Annotated in this window: 20 protein-coding genes; 6 read left to right on the top strand and 14 right to left on the bottom strand. The window is 72.9% G+C overall.

The window, feature by feature from the left end; all coding sequences use genetic code 11:
* Positions 1-15: 15 nt before the first annotated feature.
* The 3 genes from ASD19_RS03440 to ASD19_RS03430 are packed head-to-tail and all read right to left on the bottom strand — an operon-like array spanning position 16 to position 3,159.
* Positions 16-1,593, bottom strand: coding sequence for a tripartite tricarboxylate transporter permease (locus tag ASD19_RS03440; RefSeq protein ID WP_055988761.1), 1,578 nt, complete (start codon positions 1,591-1,593; stop codon positions 16-18).
* Between the two features lie 10 nt (positions 1,594-1,603).
* Positions 1,604-2,137, bottom strand: a complete 534-nt coding sequence (locus ASD19_RS03435) for a tripartite tricarboxylate transporter TctB family protein (protein WP_055988796.1) — start codon at positions 2,135-2,137, stop codon at positions 1,604-1,606.
* The gene (locus tag ASD19_RS03430; RefSeq protein ID WP_055988760.1) at positions 2,137-3,159 is read right to left on the bottom strand and encodes a Bug family tripartite tricarboxylate transporter substrate binding protein; all 1,023 of its coding nucleotides are present in this window, start codon (positions 3,157-3,159) and stop codon (positions 2,137-2,139) included. Before ASD19_RS03430 ends, ASD19_RS03435 begins: the two co-directional genes overlap by 1 nt.
* Before the next feature lie 181 nt (positions 3,160-3,340).
* On the opposite strand from ASD19_RS03430, the gene ASD19_RS03425 reads away from it, so the two are divergent.
* From ASD19_RS03425 to ASD19_RS03415, 3 genes are all read left to right on the top strand, one after another.
* Positions 3,341-4,948 (top strand): ATP-binding protein, encoded by a 1,608-nt coding sequence (locus tag ASD19_RS03425; protein ID WP_055988795.1) that lies wholly within the window; start codon positions 3,341-3,343, stop codon positions 4,946-4,948.
* Positions 4,945-5,628, top strand: a complete 684-nt coding sequence (locus ASD19_RS03420; RefSeq protein ID WP_055988759.1) for a response regulator — start codon at positions 4,945-4,947, stop codon at positions 5,626-5,628. Before ASD19_RS03425 ends, ASD19_RS03420 begins: the two co-directional genes overlap by 4 nt.
* A gap of 200 nt (positions 5,629-5,828) precedes the next feature.
* Positions 5,829-6,179 (top strand): tryptophan synthase subunit alpha, encoded by a 351-nt coding sequence (locus tag ASD19_RS03415; protein WP_374198166.1) that lies wholly within the window; start codon positions 5,829-5,831, stop codon positions 6,177-6,179.
* 62 nt (positions 6,180-6,241) lie between these two features.
* On the opposite strand, the gene trxA is transcribed toward ASD19_RS03415, so the two are convergent.
* From trxA to ASD19_RS03380, 8 genes are all read right to left on the bottom strand, one after another.
* Positions 6,242-6,565, bottom strand: coding sequence for a thioredoxin (gene trxA, locus ASD19_RS03410; RefSeq protein WP_055988757.1), 324 nt, complete (start codon positions 6,563-6,565; stop codon positions 6,242-6,244).
* Between the two features lie 71 nt (positions 6,566-6,636).
* Complete coding sequence (gene trxB, locus ASD19_RS03405) at positions 6,637-7,605, bottom strand: thioredoxin-disulfide reductase (RefSeq protein WP_055988756.1); 969 nt, start codon at positions 7,603-7,605, stop codon at positions 6,637-6,639.
* A gap of 145 nt (positions 7,606-7,750) precedes the next feature.
* Entirely contained in the window at positions 7,751-8,215 is a 465-nt protein-coding gene (locus tag ASD19_RS03400; protein ID WP_055988755.1) for a DUF4383 domain-containing protein, read from the bottom strand.
* A gap of 124 nt (positions 8,216-8,339) precedes the next feature.
* Complete coding sequence (locus tag ASD19_RS14585; protein WP_156377092.1) at positions 8,340-8,486, bottom strand: MFS transporter small subunit; 147 nt, start codon at positions 8,484-8,486, stop codon at positions 8,340-8,342.
* Entirely contained in the window at positions 8,483-9,934 is a 1,452-nt protein-coding gene (locus ASD19_RS03395) for an OFA family MFS transporter (protein ID WP_200941054.1), read from the bottom strand. The genes ASD19_RS14585 and ASD19_RS03395 overlap by 4 nt, the downstream gene beginning before the upstream one ends.
* A gap of 143 nt (positions 9,935-10,077) precedes the next feature.
* The gene (gene murJ, locus ASD19_RS03390; protein ID WP_055988754.1) at positions 10,078-11,694 is read right to left on the bottom strand and encodes a murein biosynthesis integral membrane protein MurJ; all 1,617 of its coding nucleotides are present in this window, start codon (positions 11,692-11,694) and stop codon (positions 10,078-10,080) included.
* A complete protein-coding gene (locus ASD19_RS03385) occupies positions 11,687-13,813 on the bottom strand; it encodes a DUF6049 family protein (RefSeq protein ID WP_156377091.1) in 2,127 nt (708 codons plus the stop codon). Before ASD19_RS03385 ends, murJ begins: the two co-directional genes overlap by 8 nt.
* A 130-nt stretch (positions 13,814-13,943) precedes the next feature.
* Positions 13,944-14,906, bottom strand: a complete 963-nt coding sequence (locus ASD19_RS03380) for a LacI family DNA-binding transcriptional regulator (protein WP_055988752.1) — start codon at positions 14,904-14,906, stop codon at positions 13,944-13,946.
* A gap of 101 nt (positions 14,907-15,007) precedes the next feature.
* Here ASD19_RS03380 and galT point away from each other — a divergent pair, with 101 nt between their 5' ends.
* Both galT and galK read left to right on the top strand, forming a co-directional pair.
* Positions 15,008-16,195 carry a galactose-1-phosphate uridylyltransferase gene (gene galT / locus ASD19_RS03375; protein WP_055988751.1) on the top strand — a complete coding sequence of 396 codons (1,188 nt, stop codon included), beginning with the start codon at positions 15,008-15,010 and terminating at the stop codon, positions 16,193-16,195.
* A complete protein-coding gene (gene galK, locus ASD19_RS03370; RefSeq protein ID WP_055988750.1) occupies positions 16,192-17,388 on the top strand; it encodes a galactokinase in 1,197 nt (398 codons plus the stop codon). Before galT ends, galK begins: the two co-directional genes overlap by 4 nt.
* A gap of 60 nt (positions 17,389-17,448) precedes the next feature.
* Here galK and ASD19_RS03365 read toward each other — a convergent pair whose 3' ends face one another.
* The gene (locus ASD19_RS03365) at positions 17,449-17,883 is read right to left on the bottom strand and encodes an Hsp20/alpha crystallin family protein (protein ID WP_055988749.1); all 435 of its coding nucleotides are present in this window, start codon (positions 17,881-17,883) and stop codon (positions 17,449-17,451) included.
* 185 nt (positions 17,884-18,068) lie between these two features.
* Between ASD19_RS03365 and ASD19_RS03360 the strand changes: the two genes are divergently transcribed.
* Entirely contained in the window at positions 18,069-19,595 is a 1,527-nt protein-coding gene (locus ASD19_RS03360; RefSeq protein WP_082542943.1) for a DUF7059 domain-containing protein, read from the top strand.
* 6 nt (positions 19,596-19,601) lie between these two features.
* Here the strand turns inward: ASD19_RS03360 and ASD19_RS03355 are convergent, their stop codons facing one another.
* Together ASD19_RS03355 and ASD19_RS03350 are read right to left on the bottom strand one after the other, a co-directional pair.
* Positions 19,602-20,444 (bottom strand): EamA family transporter, encoded by an 843-nt coding sequence (locus ASD19_RS03355; protein WP_200941053.1) that lies wholly within the window; start codon positions 20,442-20,444, stop codon positions 19,602-19,604.
* Positions 20,441-21,496 carry a zinc-dependent alcohol dehydrogenase family protein gene (locus tag ASD19_RS03350; protein ID WP_055988747.1) on the bottom strand — a complete coding sequence of 352 codons (1,056 nt, stop codon included), beginning with the start codon at positions 21,494-21,496 and terminating at the stop codon, positions 20,441-20,443. Before ASD19_RS03350 ends, ASD19_RS03355 begins: the two co-directional genes overlap by 4 nt.
* Positions 21,497-21,603: the final 107 nt, after the last annotated feature.

Raw genomic sequence — 21,603 nt, 5'->3', positions numbered from 1 at the left:
TCCTTCGCGGGATCGTCAGTCGCGACCCAGCTGCCTCGCGATCTCCGCGTCCACCGCGCGGATCGTCGTCGTGTCGACATCCGGGATCGCGGCCTCGAAGCGAGCCTGGCGGCGGCGCAGCCAGAATCCGCCGATCAGGAGCAGCGCCAGCGCGACGTAGATGACGATCGAGACAGGGCTGCGGACCAGGATCGACGGGTCGCCCTGACTGATCGCCATCGCCTTGCGCAGCTGCTCCTCGGCCATCGGCCCCAGGATGCCGCCGACGACCATCGGTGCGACGGGATATCCGTGGCGGCGCATGAAGAAGCCGATCACACCGAGCAGCAGCAGCACGGCGATGTCGAAGACCTGGAAGTTGGCGGCGTAGGCCCCGAGGCCGGCGAAGACCAGGATCCCCGCGTAGAGATACGGCCGCGGGATCTGCAGCACCTTCGCCCACAGGCCCACCAGCGGCAGGTTCAGGACCACGAGCACCACATTGCCGATGTAGAGGCTCGCGATGAGCGCCCACACGAGCGCGGACTGGTTCTCGAACAGCAGCGGGCCGGGCTGGATGCCGTAGGTCGTGAACGCCGAGATGATGACTGCCGCGGTCGCGGTGGTCGGGATGCCGAGCGTGAGCAGCGGCACGAGAACGCCCGCCGCCGCGGCGTTGTTCGCGGCCTCCGGGCCCGCGACGCCCTCGATCGCTCCCTTGCCGAACTGCTGCCGATAGGGCTCGCGCGTGAGCTTCTTCTCGGTGGCGTACGACAGGAAGGTCGCGACGTCGGCGCCGCCCGCCGGGATCGACCCGATCGGGAACCCGATCGCGGTGCCGCGCAGCCACGGCTTCCACGACCGCTTCCAGTCGCTCTTGGACATCCACGATCGCCAGCTGCCTGACACCGGGCGCACGGGCGGCGTGCTGTGCCGCAGGCGGGAGCCGATGTGCAGCGCCTCGCCGACCGCGAACAGGCCCACGGCGATGATCACGACGTCGATGCCGTCGCCCAGGTTGGGAATGCCGAACGTGAAACGCGCCTGACCCGTCAGGGTGTCGGTGCCGACCAGCCCGAGGAAGAGGCCGACGGCGAGCGACACCATGCCCCGCACGGGGCTGCCGCCCAGCAGGGCGCCGATCGTGAGGAACGCGACGATCATGAGCGCGAAGTAGTCGGCCGGCCCGAAGGTCTTCGCGAACTGGGCGATCCCGGGCGCGAAGAAGGTGAGGCCGACCGTCGCGAGCGTGCCGGCGACGAACGACCCGATCGCGGCGGTGGCGAGCGCGGCGGCCGCGCGACCCGCGCGCGCCATCTTGTTGCCCTCCATCGCCGTGACGATCGAGGACGACTCCCCCGGTGTGTTGAGCAGAATCGACGTCGTCGACCCGCCGTACATGCCGCCGTAGTAGATGCCGGCGAACATGATGATCGCCGACGTCACGTCCAGCGTGTAGGTGAGCGGAAGCAGCAGCGCCACCGCCATGGCGGGCCCGATGCCGGGCAGCACGCCGACCGCCGTGCCGAGCAGCACGCCGAGGAACGCGTACAGCAGGTATGCGGGCTGGATCGCGGTCGCGAAGCCCTCGAGCAGCAGATTCAGACTGTCCATGGGGAACCCCTCACCAGGCCGATCCGAACAGGGGCAGCGAGAGACCCAGCAGCTCGCCGAACACGACGTAGGTCACGACGCCGAGCACGGCGCCGATGATCAGGGCCTTCCACCAGGACCGTGCGCCCAGCGCGAGCGACGCGCCCGCGAACAGGATCGTCACCGCGACGGGCCAGCCCGCATACGGGATCGTGACGATCAGGGACGCGAACGACAGCACCACCAGCAGCACGGTGCGCCAGGACGTCGGCGCGTCGTGGTCGAGATCCTCGCTGTCCTCGGGGGCGCCGACGTCGCCGCGCAGCACCGCGATGGCCGCCGCGACCGAGGTGATCAGCATGAGGGCGTTGATCACGTAGGGCAGCACGCGCGCGCCCAGCACGTTCGACGAGCCGACCGGCTCCCGGATGGTCCCCGTCATGACGAGGGCGACGATCGAGAACACGAGGATGACGCCGATGAAGCCGAGCTCACCCCACCTGCGTGCGCGGGGCACCGCGGCCGAAGCGGCCGCGGTGCCCGTCGTGATCGGAGGCTCGATCATCACTCGATGATCCCCAGTGTGCGCAGCGTGTCCTGCGTCGTGGCGATGTCCTCCTCGAGGAACGACGAGAAGTCGTCGCCCGTGAGGAAGGCGTCGGTCCATCCGTTCGTCTCGAGGGTCTCGGTCCACTCCTCGGTCTCGTGGAGGTCGGTGACGAGGCCGACGAGCGCCTCCTTCTGCGCGTCCTCGATGCCGCCGGGCGCGATCAGGCCGCGCCAGTTCGTCAGCGTGATGTCCACGCCCTGCTCCTGCAGGGTCGGGACGTCCGGGAGCAGCGCCGCGGGCTCCGCCGACGAGACGGCCAGCGCCTTCAGCTCCCCCGCCTTGATCTGCTCGGCGAACTCGCCGACGCCCGAGATGCCGGCCGCGACCTGGCCGCTCAGGAGCAGGGTCACGGCCTCGCCGCCACCCGCGTTCGCGATGTAGTTGAGCGAGCCGACGACGTCCTCGACGCCGGCGTCCTCGAGCAGCTGCGCCGCGAGGATGTTGTCGATGCCGCCCGAGGAGCCGCCCGTGATGGGCAGTGACGCGCCCTGCTCGGCCCAGTCGGACAGGAAGTCGTCGAGCGTGTCGTACTCGCTGTCACCGGGGACGACCAGCACGAGCGGCTCCTCCGTGAGGCGCGCGATCGGCGTCATGTCCTCGATGCGGTTCTCGGACTGGTTGGTCTCGACCGCGCCGACCATGACGCTGCCGGTGATCATCAGGGTGTTCGGGTCGGTCTCGGTCGCGAGCGACGCGAGGCCGATGGTGCCGCCGGCGCCGCCGATGTTCGTGACCGGCGCGGACGACACCAGCCCGGCAGAGGTGAGGGCCTCGGCGGCCGCGCGCGCGGTCTGGTCCCAGCCGCCGCCCGGGTCGGCGGGGGCGATGACCGACACGCTCTGGATGGCGGCCGGCTCCTCGCCGCCGCCTCCCGCGGTGCCGCCGCCGGCACCGGAGCACGCGGTCAGGGCGAGCGCCGCGGCGCCGAGGAACGCGCCGGCGATGAGGCGGGCGGGCGTACGGGTGTGCTGTGTCATGGGCTCCTCCTCGAGTCCAGTCCTGTGTCGCGCGGCGTCGACGCCGCGAGCGGGATGTCCGGAGCCTAGGGCGGTCGCCGGGGCCTGCGCGGCTTGCGTTCGCAACGGGGACTTTCGGTCGTTTCGGTCCCCCGGCCGCCCGGGTCCGGTCGTGGCGCGCTCGCCTACGATGGACCGCGTGATGAAGGCGATGACGCTCCGCACGCAGCTCGTGCTGCTGCAGGTCGTCATCGTGCTCGCGGTCGTGCTCACCGTCGGACTCGCCGCCCTCTGGACGCAGGAGCGGCAGATCCGCGAGGCATCCCAGGAGCGCATGATCGCGGTCGCCCAGTCGGTCGCTCAGCTTCCCACGATCCTGGAGGCGTACGACGATCCGGATCCCTCCGCCGTGATCCAGCCGATCGCCGAGCTGATCCGCGACGCCTCGGACGTCGCGTACGTCGTCGTCACGGACGACGAGGGCATCCGGTACTCGCACCCGAACCCCGACCTGATCGGCGAGGTCGTGTCGACGGATCCGAGCGTCGCGCTGTCGGGCGAGATGTACGTGGGAACGCAGACCGGCACCCTCGGCGAGTCCTGGCGCGTCAAGGTCCCGGTGTTCGACGGCGACGGCGAGGTCATGGGCCAGGTGTCGGTCGGCATCCTGGAGTCGGACCTCCGCGCGGACTTCCTGGCCGACATGACCGGCTTCCTGCTGGCGCTCGGCGCGGCCACCGTGATCGGCGTCGTCGCCGCGACGGGCGTGGCGCGCATGGTGCGGCGGCGCATCTACGGTCTGGAGCCGGACGAGATCCGCGGGCTGCTGGAGACCCGCGAGGCGACGCTGCACGGCATCCGGGAGGGCCTCGTGGCTTTCGACGACGACGGGCGGGTGTCGCTGTGCAACGATGCCGCGGCGCGCCTGCTCGGGCTGGAATCGCCGGCGGACGCGATCGGAGTGGCGGCCGCCGACCTGCTCGAGGACGACCTCGCCGGGCTGCTGGACGAGGTGAGGGCGGGCGAGGCGCCGCAGCGGCTCGTGCTGTCGGGCGAGCGGGTGCTCGTCGCCCGGGCCGCGCCCGTGCGGGTGCACGGCCGCGACGTGGGCACCGTGGTGATCCTGCTCGACCGCACGGAGCTGGATCGCGCGCTGCAGGAGCTCGCGGGCGCGCAGAGCCTCACCGAGGGCCTCCGGGCGCAGCAGCACGAGTTCGCCAACACGCTGCACACGCTCGGCGGGCTGATCGAGCTCGGCGAGACCGACGCCGCCATGCGGGTGATCGAGCGCAGCGGCGACGGCGGGGCCATCACGCGAGTGGATGCCCACGACGGCATACACGACATCGAGCTCGCCGCCCTGCTGCTCGCGAAGCGGGCACGCGCACGCGAGCTCGGCGTCGCGCTGGCCGTCACGAGCGACTCGTACCTCTCGCACGGCTGCGGCGACGGCGGAGATCTCGTGACGGTGGTGGGCAACCTCCTCGACAACGCCATGGACGCCGCCGGCCGCGGCGGCACCGTGACGCTCCGGATCCGAGGCGGGGACGAGCGGATCGACATCGTGGTGGACGACGACGGGCCGGGCGTGCCGGAGGACCGGCGACGCGACGTATTCTCTCTCGGGTATTCGACCAAGGACCGCGGCGGACGTCGCGGATACGGGCTCACGCTCGTCGCGCGCATCGTGGAGCGGCTGGGCGGCACGGTGGAGGTGGGCGGCTCCCCCGCGGGCGGCGCGCGCTTCGTCGTGGCGCTGCCGGCGAGCGGATCTCCCGCGCCCGCCCGTCGCGAGGAGGCGCTGTCGTGACGCGGCTGCGGGCGCTCATCGTCGAGGACGACTTCGCGGTGGCGCACGTCACGCGGGGCTTCGTCGAGCGCCATCCGCGGTACGAGGTCGTGGGCGTCGCGTCGACAGGCACGGAGGCGCTGCGCGCGCTCGCCGAGCTCGAGCCCGACGTCATGCTGCTCGACGTGTACCTGCCGGACATCTCCGGCGTCACGGTGCTGGGGCGGGCGCGCGCGGCCGGGTCGCGCGTCGAGGTGATCGCTGTGACCGCGGCACGCGACCTCGAGACGGTCCGGCTCGCCCGCGCCCACGGCGTGCACCACTACCTCGTGAAGCCCTTCCCCATGCAGGCCCTGCACGAGCGGCTCGACGACGTCTGGAGGGCGCACGAGCGCGATGCCGCGCTGGTCGCCGGCGCTCCGCTGGACCAGTCCGCGGTCGATGCGCTGCTGCGCCGGGACGCGCTCGCGTCCGCAGGTCAGCGCAAGGGCGTCTCCCCGCTCACGCTGGAGCGCGTCGCCGAGGCTCTCGAGGCGCAGACCGAACCCGTCTCGGCCGCCGAGCTGGGCGAGAGCCTGGGGATGGCGCGGGTCAGCGCCCGCCGCTATCTCGAGCGGCTGGTCGAGGCCGGGCTCGCCGCCCGGGAGCCGCGCTACGGCCACGCCGGCCGGCCCGAGCTCCTCTACTCCGCTCGCCGCTGAGCGCGGGCATCCCGCTGCTCGAGATCACATCCGCTCCGTCCACGTCACATCGGGCGCGCGAGATCACACGCGGATGGATGTCCTCTCGCCGGATGGATGTGATCTCGCCGGATGGATGTGATCTCGGTGCCGAGATCGCGGGCTCTCCACAGAGTGGGGCATCCGGATCCCGTCCAGGCGTGCGCGCGTAGCCTTGTATGGTGAGCGAGCCCGCCGAACTCCCCCGCCGACGCGCGAGCGTCGAGGTGCTGCGCGCCGAGGCCGCGGACGAGCTCGCGACGCTCATCCACGAGCGGCTGCGCGGCGGCGAGGACCCCTGGGAGTTCATGGAGGACCTGCCGACGGTCGACGAGCTCGTCGTCTTCACCCTCCGCGCGGAGCACATCGAGGCGGATGGCGGCCTGCGCCCCACGGCGGCCCGCAATCAGCGCCTGCTGCGCCTGATCGCGGCCGAGTACCCGGAGCTGACCCGCGCGGTCTGGCGCCTGATCGGCCAGGAGAACACGCACCGCCGCTGGGATGCGGTCGTCCGCGTCGTCGACGGGCGCTGATCCGTCGCACGGGGAACGACGAAGCCCCGGCGCGGGGCCGGGGCTTCGTGGGGTGCGGGTCCTTACTTGAGGAACTCCGCGAGGTCCTGCTCGAGCGCGAACTTCGGCTTGGCGCCGATGATCGTGGTGGCGACCTCGCCGTTCTTGAAGACCTTCATGGCCGGGATCGACGTGATCTGGTACTTCATGGCCAGATCCGGGTTCTCGTCGACGTTGAGCTTGAGGATCGTGATCTTGTCGGGGTTCTCGGCCTGGATTTCGTCGAGCACCGGCGCGACCATGCGGCACGGGCCGCACCACGCGGCCCAGAAGTCGACGAGCACGGGGCCGTCGGCCTGCAGGACGTCCTGCTCGAACGTGGCCGAGGTGGTGGCCTTGGCGGTCATGTGGATCTCCTTCGGTGGGAAGTGCGTCTTCACCCGCAACGCGGGAGGGGCTGTGGTTGTTCCGCGGCCTCTCAGGCCTCGACGAGCTGGTCCTCGGCGGGGGCCGGCTCGTCGGCGTCGCCCAGCGACGCCAGGAAGTGCTCGGCGTCCAGCGCGGCGACCGTCCCGCTCGCCGCGGCCGTGACGGCCTGGCGGTAGGTCGGGTCGATGACGTCGCCCGCCGCGAACACGCCCGGGGCCGACGTGCGCGAGGTGCGGCCGATCACGGCGATCGTGCCCTCGGGCGTCAGCTCGAGCTGGTCGTGCACGAGGTGCGTGCGCGGGTCGTTGCCGATCGCGACGAACAGACCCTCGAGCGCCAGGTCGCGCGTCTCGCCCGTGACGGTGTCGCGCAGCGTGACGCCCTCGACGGCCGACTCGCCCAGGATGTCGGCGACCTCGGCGTTCCAGATGAACTCGATCTTCTCGTTCGCCAGGGCGCGCTGCTGCATGATCTTGGAGGCCTTGAGCGTGTCGCGGCGGTGGATCACGTAGACCTTCGAGGCGAACTTGGTGAGGAAGGTCGCCTCCTCCATGGCCGAGTCGCCGCCGCCGACGACCGCGATGGTCTTCTCGCGGAAGAAGAAGCCGTCGCACGTGGCGCACCACGAGACGCCGTGGCCGGACAGGCGCTCCTCGCCCGGGAGGCCCAGCTTGCGGTAGGCCGAGCCGGTCGCGAAGATCACGGCCTGCGCCTCCTCGACGGCGCCGCTGCCGAGCGTGACCTTCTTGACGTCGCCCGACAGGTCGAGCTCCGTCACGTCGTCGTAGCGGATCTCGGCGCCGAACTTCTCGGCCTGCTCCTGCATCTTCTGCATGAGCTCGGGGCCCATGATGCCCTCGGGGAACCCTGGGAAGTTCTCGACCTCGGTGGTGTTCATCAGCTCACCGCCCACCTCGACCGAGCTGGCCACGACGAGGGGGCTCAGGTTCGCCCGGGCCGCATAGATCGCGGCGGTGAATCCGGCCGGACCCGATCCGATGATGATGAGCTGTCGCACGAGGCCTCCAGGGTGTGATGTCGGGCGGGGTTCCGACTGCCACAACACATGGTACGCGCGGGCTATTCCATAGACCAAAATCTATCGATACGAGTCGCAGCCCCCGGTCGTGTGCGGGCGACCGGGGGCTGCGGGTGTGTGCGGATCAGCGGCGATCGTGGGTCGCGTGCGCCGCGCGGCGACCCAGCAGGACGCCCAGCGCGATCATCGCGGCGGCCAGCACGAAGTGCAGCCAGTCGTCGGCGGCGTTCAGCGGCACGAAGTTGGCCGCGTGCTCGTCCGGCACCACCAGTCCGTACAGCCACAGCAGCGCGTAGACGGCGCCGCCCCAGATGAGGAACTGCTTGGCTCCGCCGAACGTGCGGGCGGCCAGGACGCCGACCACTCCGTAGAGCAGGTGCACGATGTTGTGCAGGATCGACACCTGGAAGACGCCCATCAGCATCGCGTGCGACTCGTGGCCCGCGAACTGGAGGCTCTCGACGTCCTGCGTCAGCCCGGGGATGAACCCGCCGAGCCCGACGATGAAGAAGACGATCCCGAAGACCAAGGCCGCCTTCTGCACGGGCGTCTCCGCGAAGCGCCGCGTGGTGTGGTGGGTGGTGCTCATGTCCGACCTCGCTCTCTGCTGTGTCCCCCGGCCCTCTCGCCGGGGGACACAGCAGAGAACCACGAGCCCTGAGTGCACTAATAGAGGCTTGACGCGGTGCCCGTCGGGGTGCGATGTGCGCGGTTCAGCCCGCGAACAGCGGCATCACCGAGGAGATCGTCTGGACGAGCGCGTACGCGAGCGGGATGCCCACGATCAGCCACGAGAGCACCAGTCGCATCGTCTGTCCGCGCTGCTCCGGCGCGTCGGCCGGGATCTCGGTCCTGGTCATCGGCCCTCCTCCTCGTCGTCGATCGTCGTCGCCGCGCTCCGTGCGGCGGCTCCCGCATGGGCCACGGCGGGCGGCTCGGCCGTCGCGGCGGGCGCCGGCTCGTGGAACCGGGCCGCCACAGGGCGCACCAGCAGATTCGCGACGAAGCCGACCGCGAGCACGCCGACCATGGTCAGGAGGGCCGGACGGTAGTCCGCCGCGACGAGCTGACCCGGCTCGCCCTGCGCGTCCAGGAATCCGTTGATGATCAGCGGCCCCGCGATGCCGGCCGCTGACCAGGCCGTGAGCAGGCGCCCGTGGATCGCGCCCACCTGGAACGTGCCGAACAGGTCGCGCAGGTACGCCGGGATGGTCGCGAACCCGCCGCCGTAGAACGACAGGATGACCGCCGCCAGCGCGACGAACAGCAGCGTGCTGCTCGCCCCCGCGAGCGCGAGCAGCGTGTACAGCACGACGCCCACGCCGAGGTAGACCATGTAGATCGGCTTGCGTCCGATGAAGTCGCTGGTCGACGACCACACGAAGCGCCCGGCCATGTTGAACAGCGACAGCAGGGCCACGAAGCCCGCCGCCGTGGTCGCCGTCACGAGCGACGCCTCGCCGGTGCGGAAGAAGTCCTGGATCATCGGGCTCGCCTGCTCGAGGATCCCGATCCCCGCCGTCACGTTGCAGAACAGCACGATCCACAGCAGCCAGAACTGCGGCGTCCGGATCGCGTTGCGCGCCGAGACGTGCGCGGTGGTGACGAGAGGCTTGCTCTTGATGCTGGCGGGATCCCATCCGGCCGGCCTCCAGTCGGGGGCGGGCGTGCGCACGTTGAAGACGCCGATCATCATGACGAGGAAGTACACGATGCCGAGCGTCAGGAACAGCATCGCGACGGCCGATCCGGAGGCGACCGACGTCGAATCGGCCGGGTCGTACGCCGGGTCGTACAGCGACATCAGCTGCCGCGAGACCGGGGAGGCGACCAGCGCGCCGCCGCCGAAGCCCATGATGGCCATGCCGGTCGCGAGCCCCGGCCGGTCGGGGAACCACTTGATCAGCGTCGACACCGGCGAGATGTAGCCGATGCCGAGGCCGATGCCCCCGATCACGCCGTAGCCCAGGTACACGAGCCACAGCTGCGACGTCGCGATGCCGAGCGCCCCGATCAGGAACCCCGATGCCCAGAAGCACGCCGACGTGAACATCGCCTTGCGCGGGCCGACCCTCTCGACCCAGGTGCCGAGCAGGGCCGCCGAGACCCCCAGCATGACGATGGCGATCGAGAAGATGATCCCGATCGCCGTGAGCGAGGTGTCGAAGTGCGCGACCAGCGCGTTCTTGTAGACGCTCGTCGCGTAGGCCTGCCCTATGCAGAGGTGGATGGCCAGCGCCGCCGGGGGGATGAGCCATCGGCTGTATCCGGGCGGGGCGATGGTGTGCTGCCTGTCCAGGAACGACACGTGACGGTACCCCCTCGTACTCGTGGTCATGCTCCGGCGCGGTGCGCACGGTGTCTCGCACGCTAACGAGGGGCCGGGTGCCTCACAAGGGCATGGATGCCCGCGCCATCCCGGTCAGTGGGAGCGCTCCCGGGCTGTGCGGGTCAGCGGCCGAGGAGGCGGCCGAAGAGGCCCGCGGCGGTGCGCAGCTCCGGCGTGCGGAACACCGCCAGGACCGCGACGTAGATCACGAGGGCGACCAGCCCGACCACCCCGGTCCCGACCGCTCCGAGCAGCTTGCCCGGCATCCCGTCCACGCCGTCGGCTGCCATCCATCCCGCGTGCCCACCGGCGAGCAGGTACACACCGAACGCCGCGGCGCCGGCGGGGATCGCCGCCAGAGTGAAACGGGTGAGCGCCCAGAGGGACCGGCCCATGCCGAGCGGTCCGAGCCGGCGGCGCAGCAGCCAGACCGCGAGCACGGCCTGCGCGATGCTCGAGATCGACTGGCCCAGCGCGACGGCCGCGGTCAGGAGATCCTCGGCGACGACGAGCGGCATCAGCAGCGCGAGGCCGATGGCGATCGCGGCCTGGAACACCGTGAAGAAGAACGGCGTGCGGGTGTCGCCGTACGCGTAGAACGTCCGCTGCACCACGAACTGCACGGCCAGCGGCACCAGGCACACGAGGAATCCGATGAGCACGGGAGCGGCGGCCAGCGCCTCTCCCGCGCTGCCTGTGAAGATGCGCGACGCGGGCACCGCCGCGACGATCAGCGCCACCGCCGCGATCACGACCAGGAGGCCCAGCGAGCGGACGCTGCGCTGGATGTCGCCGCGCACCTCGTCGTCTCGCCCGGCGGACGCGTGCTCCGACAGCTGCGTGAAGTACGGGGTGCCGATCGACATCACGATGATCGAGTACGGGAGCATGAAGACGAGCCAGGCGTTGAACCAGACCGTCGCCGAGGCCTCGTCTCCCGAGGCCGCCGAGATCACCTGCTGCTGCACGGTCGAGACCACGAGTCCCACGAGCAGCATCGCGAAGCTCCAGCCGGCGAGCGAGCGGATCTCGCCGAGCCCCATGCCGCGCCAGTCGAAGTCGGGCCGGAGGTGCAGGCCCGTCCGGCGCCAGAACACCGCGAGGACGACCGTCTGCGCCACGATGCCGGCGGTGGCCACGCCGCCGAGGACCGCGATCATCGTCGGGTCCCACTCGCCGACCTCGCTGCGCTCGCCGCCGAAGACGGCGATGAAGACCGCGAAGCCCACGATCGACACGATGTTGTTGACGATCGGCGCCCACGCGTACGGGCCGAAGACGCGGCGTGCGTTCAGGGTCTCGCCGATGAGCGCGAACATGCCGTAGAAGAACACCTGCGGCAGGCACCAGTACGCGAACGCCGTGCCGAGCGCGATCTGGTCGGGCGTGTAGTCGGCGCCGAAGAGCCGGATGAGCCATGGCGCCGCCAGCATCGCGAGCGCCGTCACCACGAGGAGCACGACCGTGCCGAGCGTGAACAGCTTGGAGAGGTGCTCGCGACCGCCGTCCTCGCGGCCGCTCCACTTCACCACCTGGGGGACCAGCACGGCCGTGATGAGGCCGGCCGAGATCACCTGGAACACGTAGTTCGGGAGCTGGTTGGCGATCGTGAACGCGTCGGACGCGTGCCCGAAGGCGCCGATCGCGGCGACGAGCACGGTGGTGCGGATCAGGCCGGTCACGCGCGAGACGAGCGTGCCGGCCGCGATCATGGCGCTGGCGCGGCCGAGGCTATGCATCCGGTCCCTTCGAGGGCTCGTCGTCGGTCCCGGAGGATCCGGTCGGCTCGGCCGCCGCGGCGCGGCGCCGGCGCAGCACGGTGCGCACGATGCCGGTGCCGATCAGGCCGACGACGAGGGCGACGAGCACGATGATGCCGATGCGCTCCCAGTCGGCGCGCACCGTGACCTCCACGGTCTGCACGGGGCCGATCAGCTCGCCCTCGGGGCTCAGCAGGCTGAGCTCGATGTCGACGTCGCCGTTTCCGACCCGGGCCTCGACCGGGACCTCGATCGTCGTGCTGCTGCTCGGCTGCGCCACCACCTGCGTGAACTCGACCACGTCGAGACGCGGATCGTCCGGGCGGGCGACGAGCGTGACCGTCACCTCGTACGGGAGGTCGTTCCGGATCCAGACGGGCAGGTTCGCACCCGCGCTGATCAGCTGGACCGTGGCGGGCGGCTCGATGCCCACGGCGTTCGCGCGCTCTCCGGTGCGCTCGCGGAAGGCCGTGACCGCGTCCTCCCACGCCGAGCGCTCGCCGTCCCAGCCGACCGAGAGCACGTGCAGCGCCTCGGCGCGCACCTGGCCCGTGAGCAGGGTCGGGTCCTCGAGCACCGTGGCCGTGCGGGCGATGCGCTTCTCGGACTCGATGGTCTCGGTGACGAAGGCCGCCCGGCTCTCGTCCGCGGACGGCTCGGCCGGCGTCACGGCCGCCGGCGCGGCGTCGAGCAGCTGCGGCAGGCGCTGCGCGTCGATCGCGGCGCTGCCCGTCACGACGTCCACGGCCGCGCTGAGCCGATCGACGAGGTCGGCCGCGGCGTCGTCCGCGCCGTCCTCGTCGGTCAGCCCGGCCCCGCGGTCGAGCGCGACGAGGAGCGGTGCGTCGCCCGTCTGCTCGGCCGCGAACCACAGCTCCGCGCTCGCCGCGACCGCGGCGGCGTCCCGCGCGGGCTCGCCGGTCGCCCGGGCCACGTCGTCGAGCGCCGCGGTGACGCCCGCGTCGTAGATCAGCAGGCCGTCGCCGCGGGCGGGCACAGCGGATCCGTCGGCACCCTGCGTCGTCGCGTCGGACGGGACGAGCGCGATCGCGTCGGGATCCGGCGTCCGCAGCGCGTCGAGGACGCCGGGACCCACGGCCCCTGGCATGGGCCAGTGGATCGAGGGCTCGGCGTCGCCGATGTCGAGCAGCGCGTCGAGGTCGAGCTCCTCCTCCGGCTCGGACGCCCCGGCGACCGTCTCGGTCGGCGTGGGCGTCGGATCCGGCTGCGGGGGCGCCGCGAGGTACGCCTCGAGCGAGATCGGCGACAGCGGCGTCTCGAGACCGGCCTGCAGCTGGGCCGCGACGTCGGCGTCCGCGAACTGCAGCGCGAAGCGGTCGTTCGGCATGACCATGAGGCGGTCGAGCCACTCCACGGCGCTCTCGGGTGCCGTGTCCCGTAGCGCCCGGATCGCCGCCGGGATCGCGGGATCGATCGCGAGGATCGCCTCGGTGCCCGCGACCGCGTCGAGCTGGGCGGTGAGCGCGCCCTCGGGCGCGGTGAGCTCCGCGAGCTGCTCGGCCCCGAGCAGACCCGACGACTGCGGCGCGGCCGTGATGGGGACGACCAGGCCGACCGGCTCGGTCTCGTCCTCGATCACGACCACGCTCTCGGCCGTCGCGTCGCCGAGCTGGGCCCGGATCGGGTACACGCCGGGCCGCAGCCCCTCGAGCGCCTCGTGGTCGGCGGGAACGGCGATCCCGACCGTGTCCTGCGCCCCGGGGGCGAGGTCCTCGGCCGGCGCCGTGCCCGCGGGCGTCAGCGTGACGCCCTGGGTCGTCCCGTCGAGCCACGCGCGCAGCTGCGTGCGGTCCGCGAGGGGCGTGCGGCCGATCGAGAGGGTCGCGGTCGCGCCCTCGATCGGCTCCGTCGAGGCGTTCTCGATCGTGAGCGTCGTGGTCAGCGAGGCACCGGGCCGCAGGAATCCCTGCGCGGCGGGCGCGAGCGTGAGATCGGCCGTCGGCTCGTCCGGCTCGACCGCCGCGTGGGCGGGCGCCGCGCAGGCCAGCCCGAGGAGCACGGCGAACGCCGCCGCGGGGAGAGGGGCGAGCGGCCGTCTGCGGGGTGCGGCCTGGCGCCGGGGGAGGTCCGTCGTCATATGCGTGTGGATCGCATCCCGGATGTCGCCGGCGGGTCTCGCCGCCGGACCGGGTCGCGGATCCTCTCGATTCTACGGAGGCGCCTGTGTGCATCCCGGATGCGCCGCGACTCGGCGAGGCGGTCGGGCCTCAGCCGCTCGCGCGCGCCACCAGGCGGGTCGGGATGACGGTGCGCTCGGGCACGGGACGGCCCTCGAGCCGGTCGATCAGCAGGGCGACGGCGGCGTCGCCGAGTGCGTCGAAGTCCTGCGCGACCGTGGTGAGCGGCGGCTGGTAGTCGGCCGCGTCGACCACGTCGTCGAAGCCGATCACCGCGACATCCGGGCGGCCGGCCTCGCGCAGCGCCCGCAGCAGGCCCAGCGCCATCTGGTCGTTCCCGGCGAACACGGCGGTGACCTCGGGGTCGGCGGCCAGCGCGACACCGCGCTCGTAGCCGGAGCGCGCCGACCAGTCGCCGCGGAGCGGCTCGGGTGCCGGGGCGCCGAGCGCCTCGCGCCAGCCGCGTTCTCGCTCGTCCGCGGCATACGAGCCCGCGGGGCCCGCGAGGTGGTGCACCGTGGCGTGACCCGCATCCCGGAGGCGGGCGACGGCGGCGGCCGCTCCCCCGGCGTGGTCCGACTCGATCGCGATCAGGCCGGGCGCCGGGGCCGAGTCGACGGCGACCAGCGGGAAGGCGGCGGCACCGGCGGCCCGCACGGTCGGCGTCGCCTCGTTGAGCGCGATCGCGCCGTCGACGCGGTGATCCGACAGCGCGGCGAACGCCGCCTGCGCCGATCCGGGTGTGTCGTCCGCGAGGGTCAGGACCAGCACGGCGTGGTCGCGCGCCGCGCCCGCCGCGACCACGGCCTCGAGCACGCGGGCGTTGCCGACCGTGGCGAGGGTGCGGACGAGCACGCCGATCGTGCGCGTGCGGCCGGTGCGCAGCGCGCGGGCGGCCCGGTTGGGGCGGTAGCCGAGCTCGGCCATGGCGGCCTCGACCCGCGCGCGGGTGGTGGGGTCCACGTTGGCGGCGCCGTTGGCCACGCGGGACACCGTCTGCCCCGAGACGCCCGCGAGCCGCGCGACGTCGGCGGCCGACACGCTGCGCGCCATCCTGCTCTCCTTCGATCGAAACCGCGGGTACCGCCTCGCGGCGTTCTGCCTCTATCATGCATGTTGACGTCAACATGCGCCGCATCTCCCGAAGGATCCCCATGACGCACACCCCCGACCTGCCCGTGACGGAGCTGGGCGCCGGCGTCGTGCGCCGCCCGGCCCGCCTGGCCGACGGCCGGGAGCTGATCTACTACGACGACCCGGGCACGACGCTGCCGCCCGAGCGCCGCGTCGACGAGCGCGAGCTCGACCCGCGCCCCGCGACGGCGACCATGCGCCGGGACGTGCTGACCGGCGACTGGATCTCGGTGGCGGCCGCGCGCCAGAACCGCGCGCACCTGCCCCCGGCCGACCTGGACCCGCTGGCGCCCCAGACGCCGACGAACCCGTCGGAGCTGCCGTCGTCGTACGACGTCGCGGTGTTCGAGAACCGCTCGCCCTCCTTCGGCCCCGCGCTGGACGAGGCGTTCGGCGACGCTCCCGCGGCGGAGGACGCTCCGCGCGGCCTGGACGACCTGAACGCCCCCGGCCTCGGCCGTTCGCGCACCTCGGTCGGCCGCTGCGAGGTCGTGTGCTTCAGCCCGGAGCGCACCGGCTCGTTCGGCACGCAGTCGGTCACGCGCGCGCGCACCGTGATCGAGGCCTGGGCCGACCGCACGGCCGCGCTGTCGGCGCTGCCCGGCGTGCGACAGGTGTTCGTGTTCGAGAACCGCGGCGAGGAGATCGGCGTCACGCTGCAGCACCCGCACGGCCAGATCTACGCCTACCCCTACGTCACGCCGCGCACGCAGCTGCTGCTGGCGTCGATCGAGCGCGAGGGCGCGGACCTGTTCGACCGCATCATCGAGTTCGAGTCGGCGGGACCCCGCGTCGTCCTCGAGGGCGAGCACTGGATCGGCTACGTGCCGTTCGCCGCGCGCTGGCCCGTCGAGGTGCACCTCGCGCCGCGCCGCCACGCGGCCGACTTCGCCGAGCTCACGGCCGAGGAGCGCGACGAGCTCGCGCCGCTCTACCTGCGCCTGCTGCGCGGTGTCGACGCCCTGTACACGACGCCGACCCCGTACATCGCGGCGTGGCACCAGGCACCGGTCGAGGTCGGCCGCGACAGCGCCCGCCTGCACCTGCAGCTCACGTCGCCGCGTCGCGCGGCCGACAAGCTCAAGTTCCTCGCGGGCTCGGAGGCCGCGATGGGCGCGTGGATCGGCGACGTGCCGCCCGAGCAGTCCGCGGAGCGCCTGCGCATCGCGATCGCCGAGGCCGACCAGGCCGCGGGGGTCGAGGCGTGACCGCCCTCGTCCAGGCTCAGGAGCTCTTCGCCCGGGTCGCCGGATCCCCCGCCGCCGGCGTGTGGTCGTCGGCCGGCCGCGCGAACCTGATCGGCGAGCACACCGACTACAACGAGGGCTTCGTGCTGCCCTTCGCGATCCAGCACCGCACCTACGCCGCCGCGGCCACGCGCGGCGACGGCGTGGTGCGCGTGGTGTCGACGTTCGCCGAGCAGCCGGTCGAGCTGCCCGTCGCCGAGCTCGCCGCGACGTTCGACGGCCCCGCCGGTCACGCGGTGACGGGCGGCGTCGTGCCCGAGTGGGCCGCGTACGCGCTGGGCGTGGCCTGGGCCGCGCTCGCCGCATCCGGGCGCGCCGCGGCGGACGTGCCGGGCGTCGACATCGCGATCGCGTCGGATGTCCCGATCGGCGCCGGACTGTCGTCGTCGGCGGCGATCGAGGGCGCCGTGGCCTCGGCGCTCGACGAGCTGTGGGGCCTCGGCCTCGCGCCCCTCGACATGGCGCGCGTCGGGCGCCGCGCCGAGAACGAGGCGGTCGGCGCCCCCACCGGGATCATGGACCAGGTCTCGTCGATCATGGGCCGCGCGGACGCCGCGACGTTCCTCGACTGCCGCAGCCTCGAGACCCAGTCGGTCGACCTCGGCTTCGCGCGCGAGGGGCTCTCGCTCCTCGTGATCGACACGCGCGTCAAGCACTCGCACTCGACCGGCGGCTACCGCGAGCGCCGCGAGGCGTGCGAGCGGGGCGCGGCCGCCATGGGCGTGCCCGCGCTGCGCGACGTGACCGTCGCGGAGCTGGATCGCGCGCGCGAACTCCTCGACGACGTGACGTTCCGCCGCATCCGGCACATCGTCACCGAGAACCAGCGCGTGCTCGACACGGTCGAGACGCTGCGCGCTCAGGGGCCGCGCGCCATCGGCGACCTGCTGGTCGCCTCGCACGTCTCGATGCGGGACGACTTCGAGATCTCGGTGCCCGAGCTCGACACGGCCGTGGAGACCGCGCTCGCCGAGGGCGCGGTCGGCGCCCGCATGACGGGCGGCGGCTTCGGCGGAGCGGCGATCGCGCTCGTGGACGAGGCGCGCGTCGACGCCGTGGCCGAGGCCGCGGCAGCCGCGTTCGCGGACCGCGGCTTCGCCGCTCCCCATGCCTTCACGGTCGTGCCCTCGGAGGGTGCACGCCGCGACGTCTGACGCCCCCGGCACGCGAGGAGGGACCCGGCCGCCGGCCGGGTCCCTCCTCGTCTGCGCGGGCTACGCCGTCAGCTCGGGCGTGACGTCCTGCGACGCGGTCATGGAGCGCTGGACCTCGATCTTGCGCGGCTTGGCCTTCTCGCTGATCGGGATGAGCACGCTCAGCACGCCGTTGTCGTAGGTCGCCGAGATGCCGGCCGTGTCGATGCCCTGCCCCAGGTTGAGCTGGCGCAGGTACGAGCCCGTGGCGCGCTCGCGGGTGATCCACTTCACGCCCTCGGCGCTGCGGGCGGTGCGCTCGGCGCGGATGGTGAGCAGCTGGCCGTCCACGTCGATGTCGACGCTGCCCGGGTCGATGCCCGGCAGGTCGGCGCTCAGGACGTAGTGGTCGCCGTCGCGGTACAGGTCCATCGGCATCAGCCGCGGACCCTGCCGGTCGAACAGCTGCTCGGCCACGCGGTCGAACTCACGGAACGGGTCGAAGAACATCGCCATCGTGATTCCTCCTCCTGTCTGCTCGTGGCGATTCAGACCTGAGTCATGAGGACTCAATTCCGTTTTAGCACTCTCGGGGTGAGAGTGCAAGATCCGTTTTCTGCCCCTTCCATGTCTCAGTTCGGCGCGGAATCCGGGGGCGATTCCGCGCGGAAGTGAGACACGGCACGGGGTTGAATGGGACCGTGACCCCGAACCCCGATGCCGCCCTGTGCTCCGCGCTCGCCAGCGACCTGGCGGCCGCGCGCTTCCGCTCGGAGGCGCTGCGCGCCGCGTGGGGCGTCGAGGCCGACGACGCGATCGGGCGCGGCTTGAGGGTCCCGGCGCTGCGCGCGCTCGGCGGCAGGTCGGATGCGCTCGCGACGCTCGGACGGCTGCTGGTGCTCGGCATCGCGCAGCCCTTGCCGGCGGTGGATGCGGGGCTGCCGCGCCTCGGCGCCCGCGGCCTCCAGTCGCTCGGCCTGGCCGAGGTCGCGGGCGATGCGGTCGAGCCGCGCGCGATCGTCCGGCCCCAGTCGTACCTCGACAGCGAGGGAGCGGGCGAGTGGTGGTTCGCGAGCGACCTGGACGAGCTCGCGATCGGCGGCGGGGCGCTCGCCGAGGACCACGTGCTCGGCGTCGGCGGGGCCTCGCTCACGCTGGCCGGCCTGCAGCTGCCGACGCCCGCGCGGCGCGTGCTCGACCTCGGCACCGGGTGCGGCGTGCAGGCGCTGCGCGCCCTGCGGTACGCCGACTCCGCGGTCGCGACGGACCTCTCCGAGCGCGCGCTCGCGTTCGCGCGCCTGAACGCGCTGCTCAACGCCGAGGGCGGTCGGGTGGAGACCCGGCACGGCAGCCTCATCGATCCGGTCGCGGGCGAGACGTTCGACCGGGTCGTCTCCAATCCGCCGTTCGTGATCACGCCGCGCGCCCTGGGCGTGCCGGACTACGAGTACCGCGACGGCGGGATGGTCGGGGATGCGCTGGTTGAGAAGGTGATCGCCGGCGTCGGCGCCGTCCTCGAGCCCGGCGGCGTCGCCCAGCTGCTGGGCAACTGGGAGACCCGCGGCGGCGTCGACGGGCTCGACCGCGTGCGCGCGTGGATCGAGTCGTCGGATGTCCCGCTGGACGCCTGGGTCGTCGAGCGCGAGCAGCTCGATCCCATCCAGTACGCGGAGATGTGGATCCGCGACGGCGGGACGGTGCCGGGCTCCGCGCGGCACGACGCGCTGCTGGGCGCCTGGCTGGACGACTTCGCCGAGCGCGGCGTGAGCGCGATCGGCTTCGGGTACGTGCTGCTGCGACGGGCGGCGGATGAGCCGACCCTCGCGCGATACGAGCGCGTGCCCCAGCCGATCCCGTCGGAGGGCGGCCTCGGCATCCACCTCGCGGAGGCCCTCGCCGCGCACGACCGGCTCGTCGCGATGGACGACGACGCGCTCGCCGAGGCCACGCTCCGCACCGCCCCGGACGTCACCGAGGCGCGGCATCACCTGCCGGGCGTCGCGGATCCGCAGGTGATCGAGCTGCGGCAGGGCGGCGGGTTCGGCCGTGCGCTGCAGGCCGACCCGGGGCTCGCCGCCCTGGTGGGCGCGTGCGACGGCGACCTGCCGGTGGGCCCGCTGATCGCGGCGATCGCGGACCTGCTCGAGGTCGACGGCGCGGCGCTGCGGGCCGAGCTGCTGCCGCGCGTGCGGGAGCTGATCGTGGACGGGTTCCTGCGGCTGTCCTGAGGCGGATCAGCCGGCGGCGACAAGCGCGACGGCGACCGCGCACGCCGCGAGGCCGACCGCCTGGCCGCGGTGGATGCGCTCGCGCAGGACGAGCGCGGCGAGGATCACGGTCGCGGCCGGGTAGAGCGCCGAGATGACCGAGACCACGGTCAGCAGGCCGTGCTGGGTCGCGAACAGGAAGAAGGTCAGCGCCGTGGCGCCGAGCACTCCGGGGAGCAGCGCGAGCCCCGCGCGGCGCGAAGGCAGCGCGATCCCCGCCCGCACGAGAAGGACGCCGGCCGCGAGCACGACGACCGCGACGAGCATCGCGAGCGCGTTGGGCCAGAGTCCCGCCTCCTCCCGGAACTGGCCGATCGCCGCGAAGGCCGTGCCGAATCCGAGGCCGGCGAGGACGCCGTCCCGGATCGACGCGGCGGTGCCGGTCCGAGACGCAGCGTGCGCCGGGGGCACCCGCGCGACGAGCCAGATCGCGACGAGCCCGACCGCGATGCCGCCCCACACGAGCGGCGCGGGCCGCTCGCCGCCGGCGACGCCGGCCACCACGGGCACGGCCGCGCTGACGACGGCCGAGATCGGCGCGACCACGCTCATCCGGCCCGCCGCGAGCCCGCGGTAGAGGAACGCGGTGCCGAGGGCGGATCCGGTGCCGGCCAGCGCGGCCCACGCGAGGTCGACCGGAGCCGGGGCGCCGCCGATCGCGAGCGCAGCGGCGCCCGCCGCGAGGAGCGCTCCGATCTGCCCCCACAGCGCGATGGTCCAGGGGCTGTCGCGCTTGGAGAGCACGCCGCCCAGGAAGTCGGACAGCCCGTACGCGGCCGCGCTCGCCAGGGCGAGCAGGATGGCCGTCACGGCCGCAGCAGCGACTTGATCGCGCGGCGCTCGTCCATGGCGGCGTAGGCCTCGGCGACCTCCGCCATCGGCAGGGTCAGGTCGAACACGCGGCCGGGGTCGATCGCGCCCGACAGCACCTCGGGCAGCAGCTCGTCGACGTAGTTCCGGACGGGGGCCACTCCCCCGCGCACGCCCACGTTGCTGCTGAACATCGTGCGGACGGGCAGCTCCGGGCCGCCGTGAGGAACGCCCACGAACCCGACCTGGCCGCCCGGACGCGCCGAGCGCAGGGCCTGGTCCATCGACTCCTTCGTGCCGACGCACTCGAGCACCGCGTCGGGCCCGATGCCGTCGAACAGGTCCTTGACCGCCGCGATGCCCTCGTCGCCGCGCTGCTCCAGCACGTCGGTCGCCCCGAACGCCCGCGCGAGCGCCTGCCGCGGCTCGTGCCGCGACATCGCGACGATCCGCTCGGCGCCGAGCCGCGCCGCCGCGAGCACGCCGCTCAGGCCCACGGCGCCGTCGCCGACGACCGCGACCGTGGATCCCGGCCGCACCCCGGCCGAGACGGCGGCGTGATGCCCCGTGAGCATGACGTCGGAGAGCGACAGCAGACCGGGGACGAGCGCGTCGTCGGGCATGCCGCCCGGCACCACCGTGAGGGAGCCGTCGGCGTGCGGCACGCGCACGTACTCGCCCTGGCCGCCGTCGGTCGGGTGGCCCGCGTGGTCCGAGCCGCCCCACCATCCGATCTCGAGGCATGACGTGCTGAAGCCGTTGCGGCAGTTGGCGCACGTCATGTCGCAGTCGTAGAACGGCGCGATCACGAAGTCCCCGGGCGAGACGCGGGTGACGTCGGCGCCGACCTCCTCGACAACGCCGACGAACTCGTGGCCGATGCGCACGGGACGGGCCGGCGCCTCGGTCACGCCGCGGTAGCGCCACAGGTCCGAGCCGCACACGCAGGCCGCGACGACGCGGACGATCGCGTTGCCGGGGTCCACGATGACGGGGTCGGGCACCTCCTCGAAGCGGACGTCGCCGGGCCCGTGGAAGACAGTCGCGCGCATGGCATCAGGCTAGGGCGTGTCTGGCAAATAGATCGGCGGTGTGCTGAGAGCCTGTGATCGTGTCGCGGTTTCAGATGCTCTCGGATGCTCAGTGGTCGTTGATCGAG

The sequence above is a fragment of the Microbacterium sp. Root53 genome, from assembly GCF_001426925.1.
In the GTDB taxonomy this organism is placed as follows: Bacteria; Actinomycetota; Actinomycetes; order Actinomycetales; family Microbacteriaceae; genus Microbacterium.
This window is presented reverse-complemented; position numbering and strand designations above follow the sequence as displayed.

What these genes read in the sequence shown, in the direction of transcription:
- ASD19_RS03440 (WP_055988761.1), bottom strand. Translation starts at nt 1,593, where the DNA reads ATGGACAGTCTGAATCTGCTGCTCGAGGGCTTCGCGACCGCGATCCAG.
- ASD19_RS03435 (WP_055988796.1), bottom strand. Translation starts at nt 2,137, where the DNA reads ATGATCGAGCCTCCGATCACGACGGGCACCGCGGCCGCTTCGGCCGCG.
- ASD19_RS03430 (WP_055988760.1), bottom strand. Translation starts at nt 3,159, where the DNA reads ATGACACAGCACACCCGTACGCCCGCCCGCCTCATCGCCGGCGCGTTC.
- ASD19_RS03425 (WP_055988795.1), top strand. Translation starts at nt 3,341, where the DNA reads ATGAAGGCGATGACGCTCCGCACGCAGCTCGTGCTGCTGCAGGTCGTC.
- trxA (WP_055988757.1), bottom strand. Translation starts at nt 6,565, where the DNA reads ATGACCGCCAAGGCCACCACCTCGGCCACGTTCGAGCAGGACGTCCTG.
- ASD19_RS03400 (WP_055988755.1), bottom strand. Translation starts at nt 8,215, where the DNA reads ATGAGCACCACCCACCACACCACGCGGCGCTTCGCGGAGACGCCCGTG.
- ASD19_RS14585 (WP_156377092.1), bottom strand. Translation starts at nt 8,486, where the DNA reads ATGACCAGGACCGAGATCCCGGCCGACGCGCCGGAGCAGCGCGGACAG.
- murJ (WP_055988754.1), bottom strand. Translation starts at nt 11,694, where the DNA reads ATGCATAGCCTCGGCCGCGCCAGCGCCATGATCGCGGCCGGCACGCTC.
- ASD19_RS03385 (WP_156377091.1), bottom strand. Translation starts at nt 13,813, where the DNA reads ATGACGACGGACCTCCCCCGGCGCCAGGCCGCACCCCGCAGACGGCCG.
- ASD19_RS03380 (WP_055988752.1), bottom strand. Translation starts at nt 14,906, where the DNA reads ATGGCGCGCAGCGTGTCGGCCGCCGACGTCGCGCGGCTCGCGGGCGTC.
- galT (WP_055988751.1), top strand. Translation starts at nt 15,008, where the DNA reads ATGACGCACACCCCCGACCTGCCCGTGACGGAGCTGGGCGCCGGCGTC.
- ASD19_RS03365 (WP_055988749.1), bottom strand. Translation starts at nt 17,883, where the DNA reads ATGGCGATGTTCTTCGACCCGTTCCGTGAGTTCGACCGCGTGGCCGAG.
- ASD19_RS03350 (WP_055988747.1), bottom strand. Translation starts at nt 21,496, where the DNA reads ATGCGCGCGACTGTCTTCCACGGGCCCGGCGACGTCCGCTTCGAGGAG.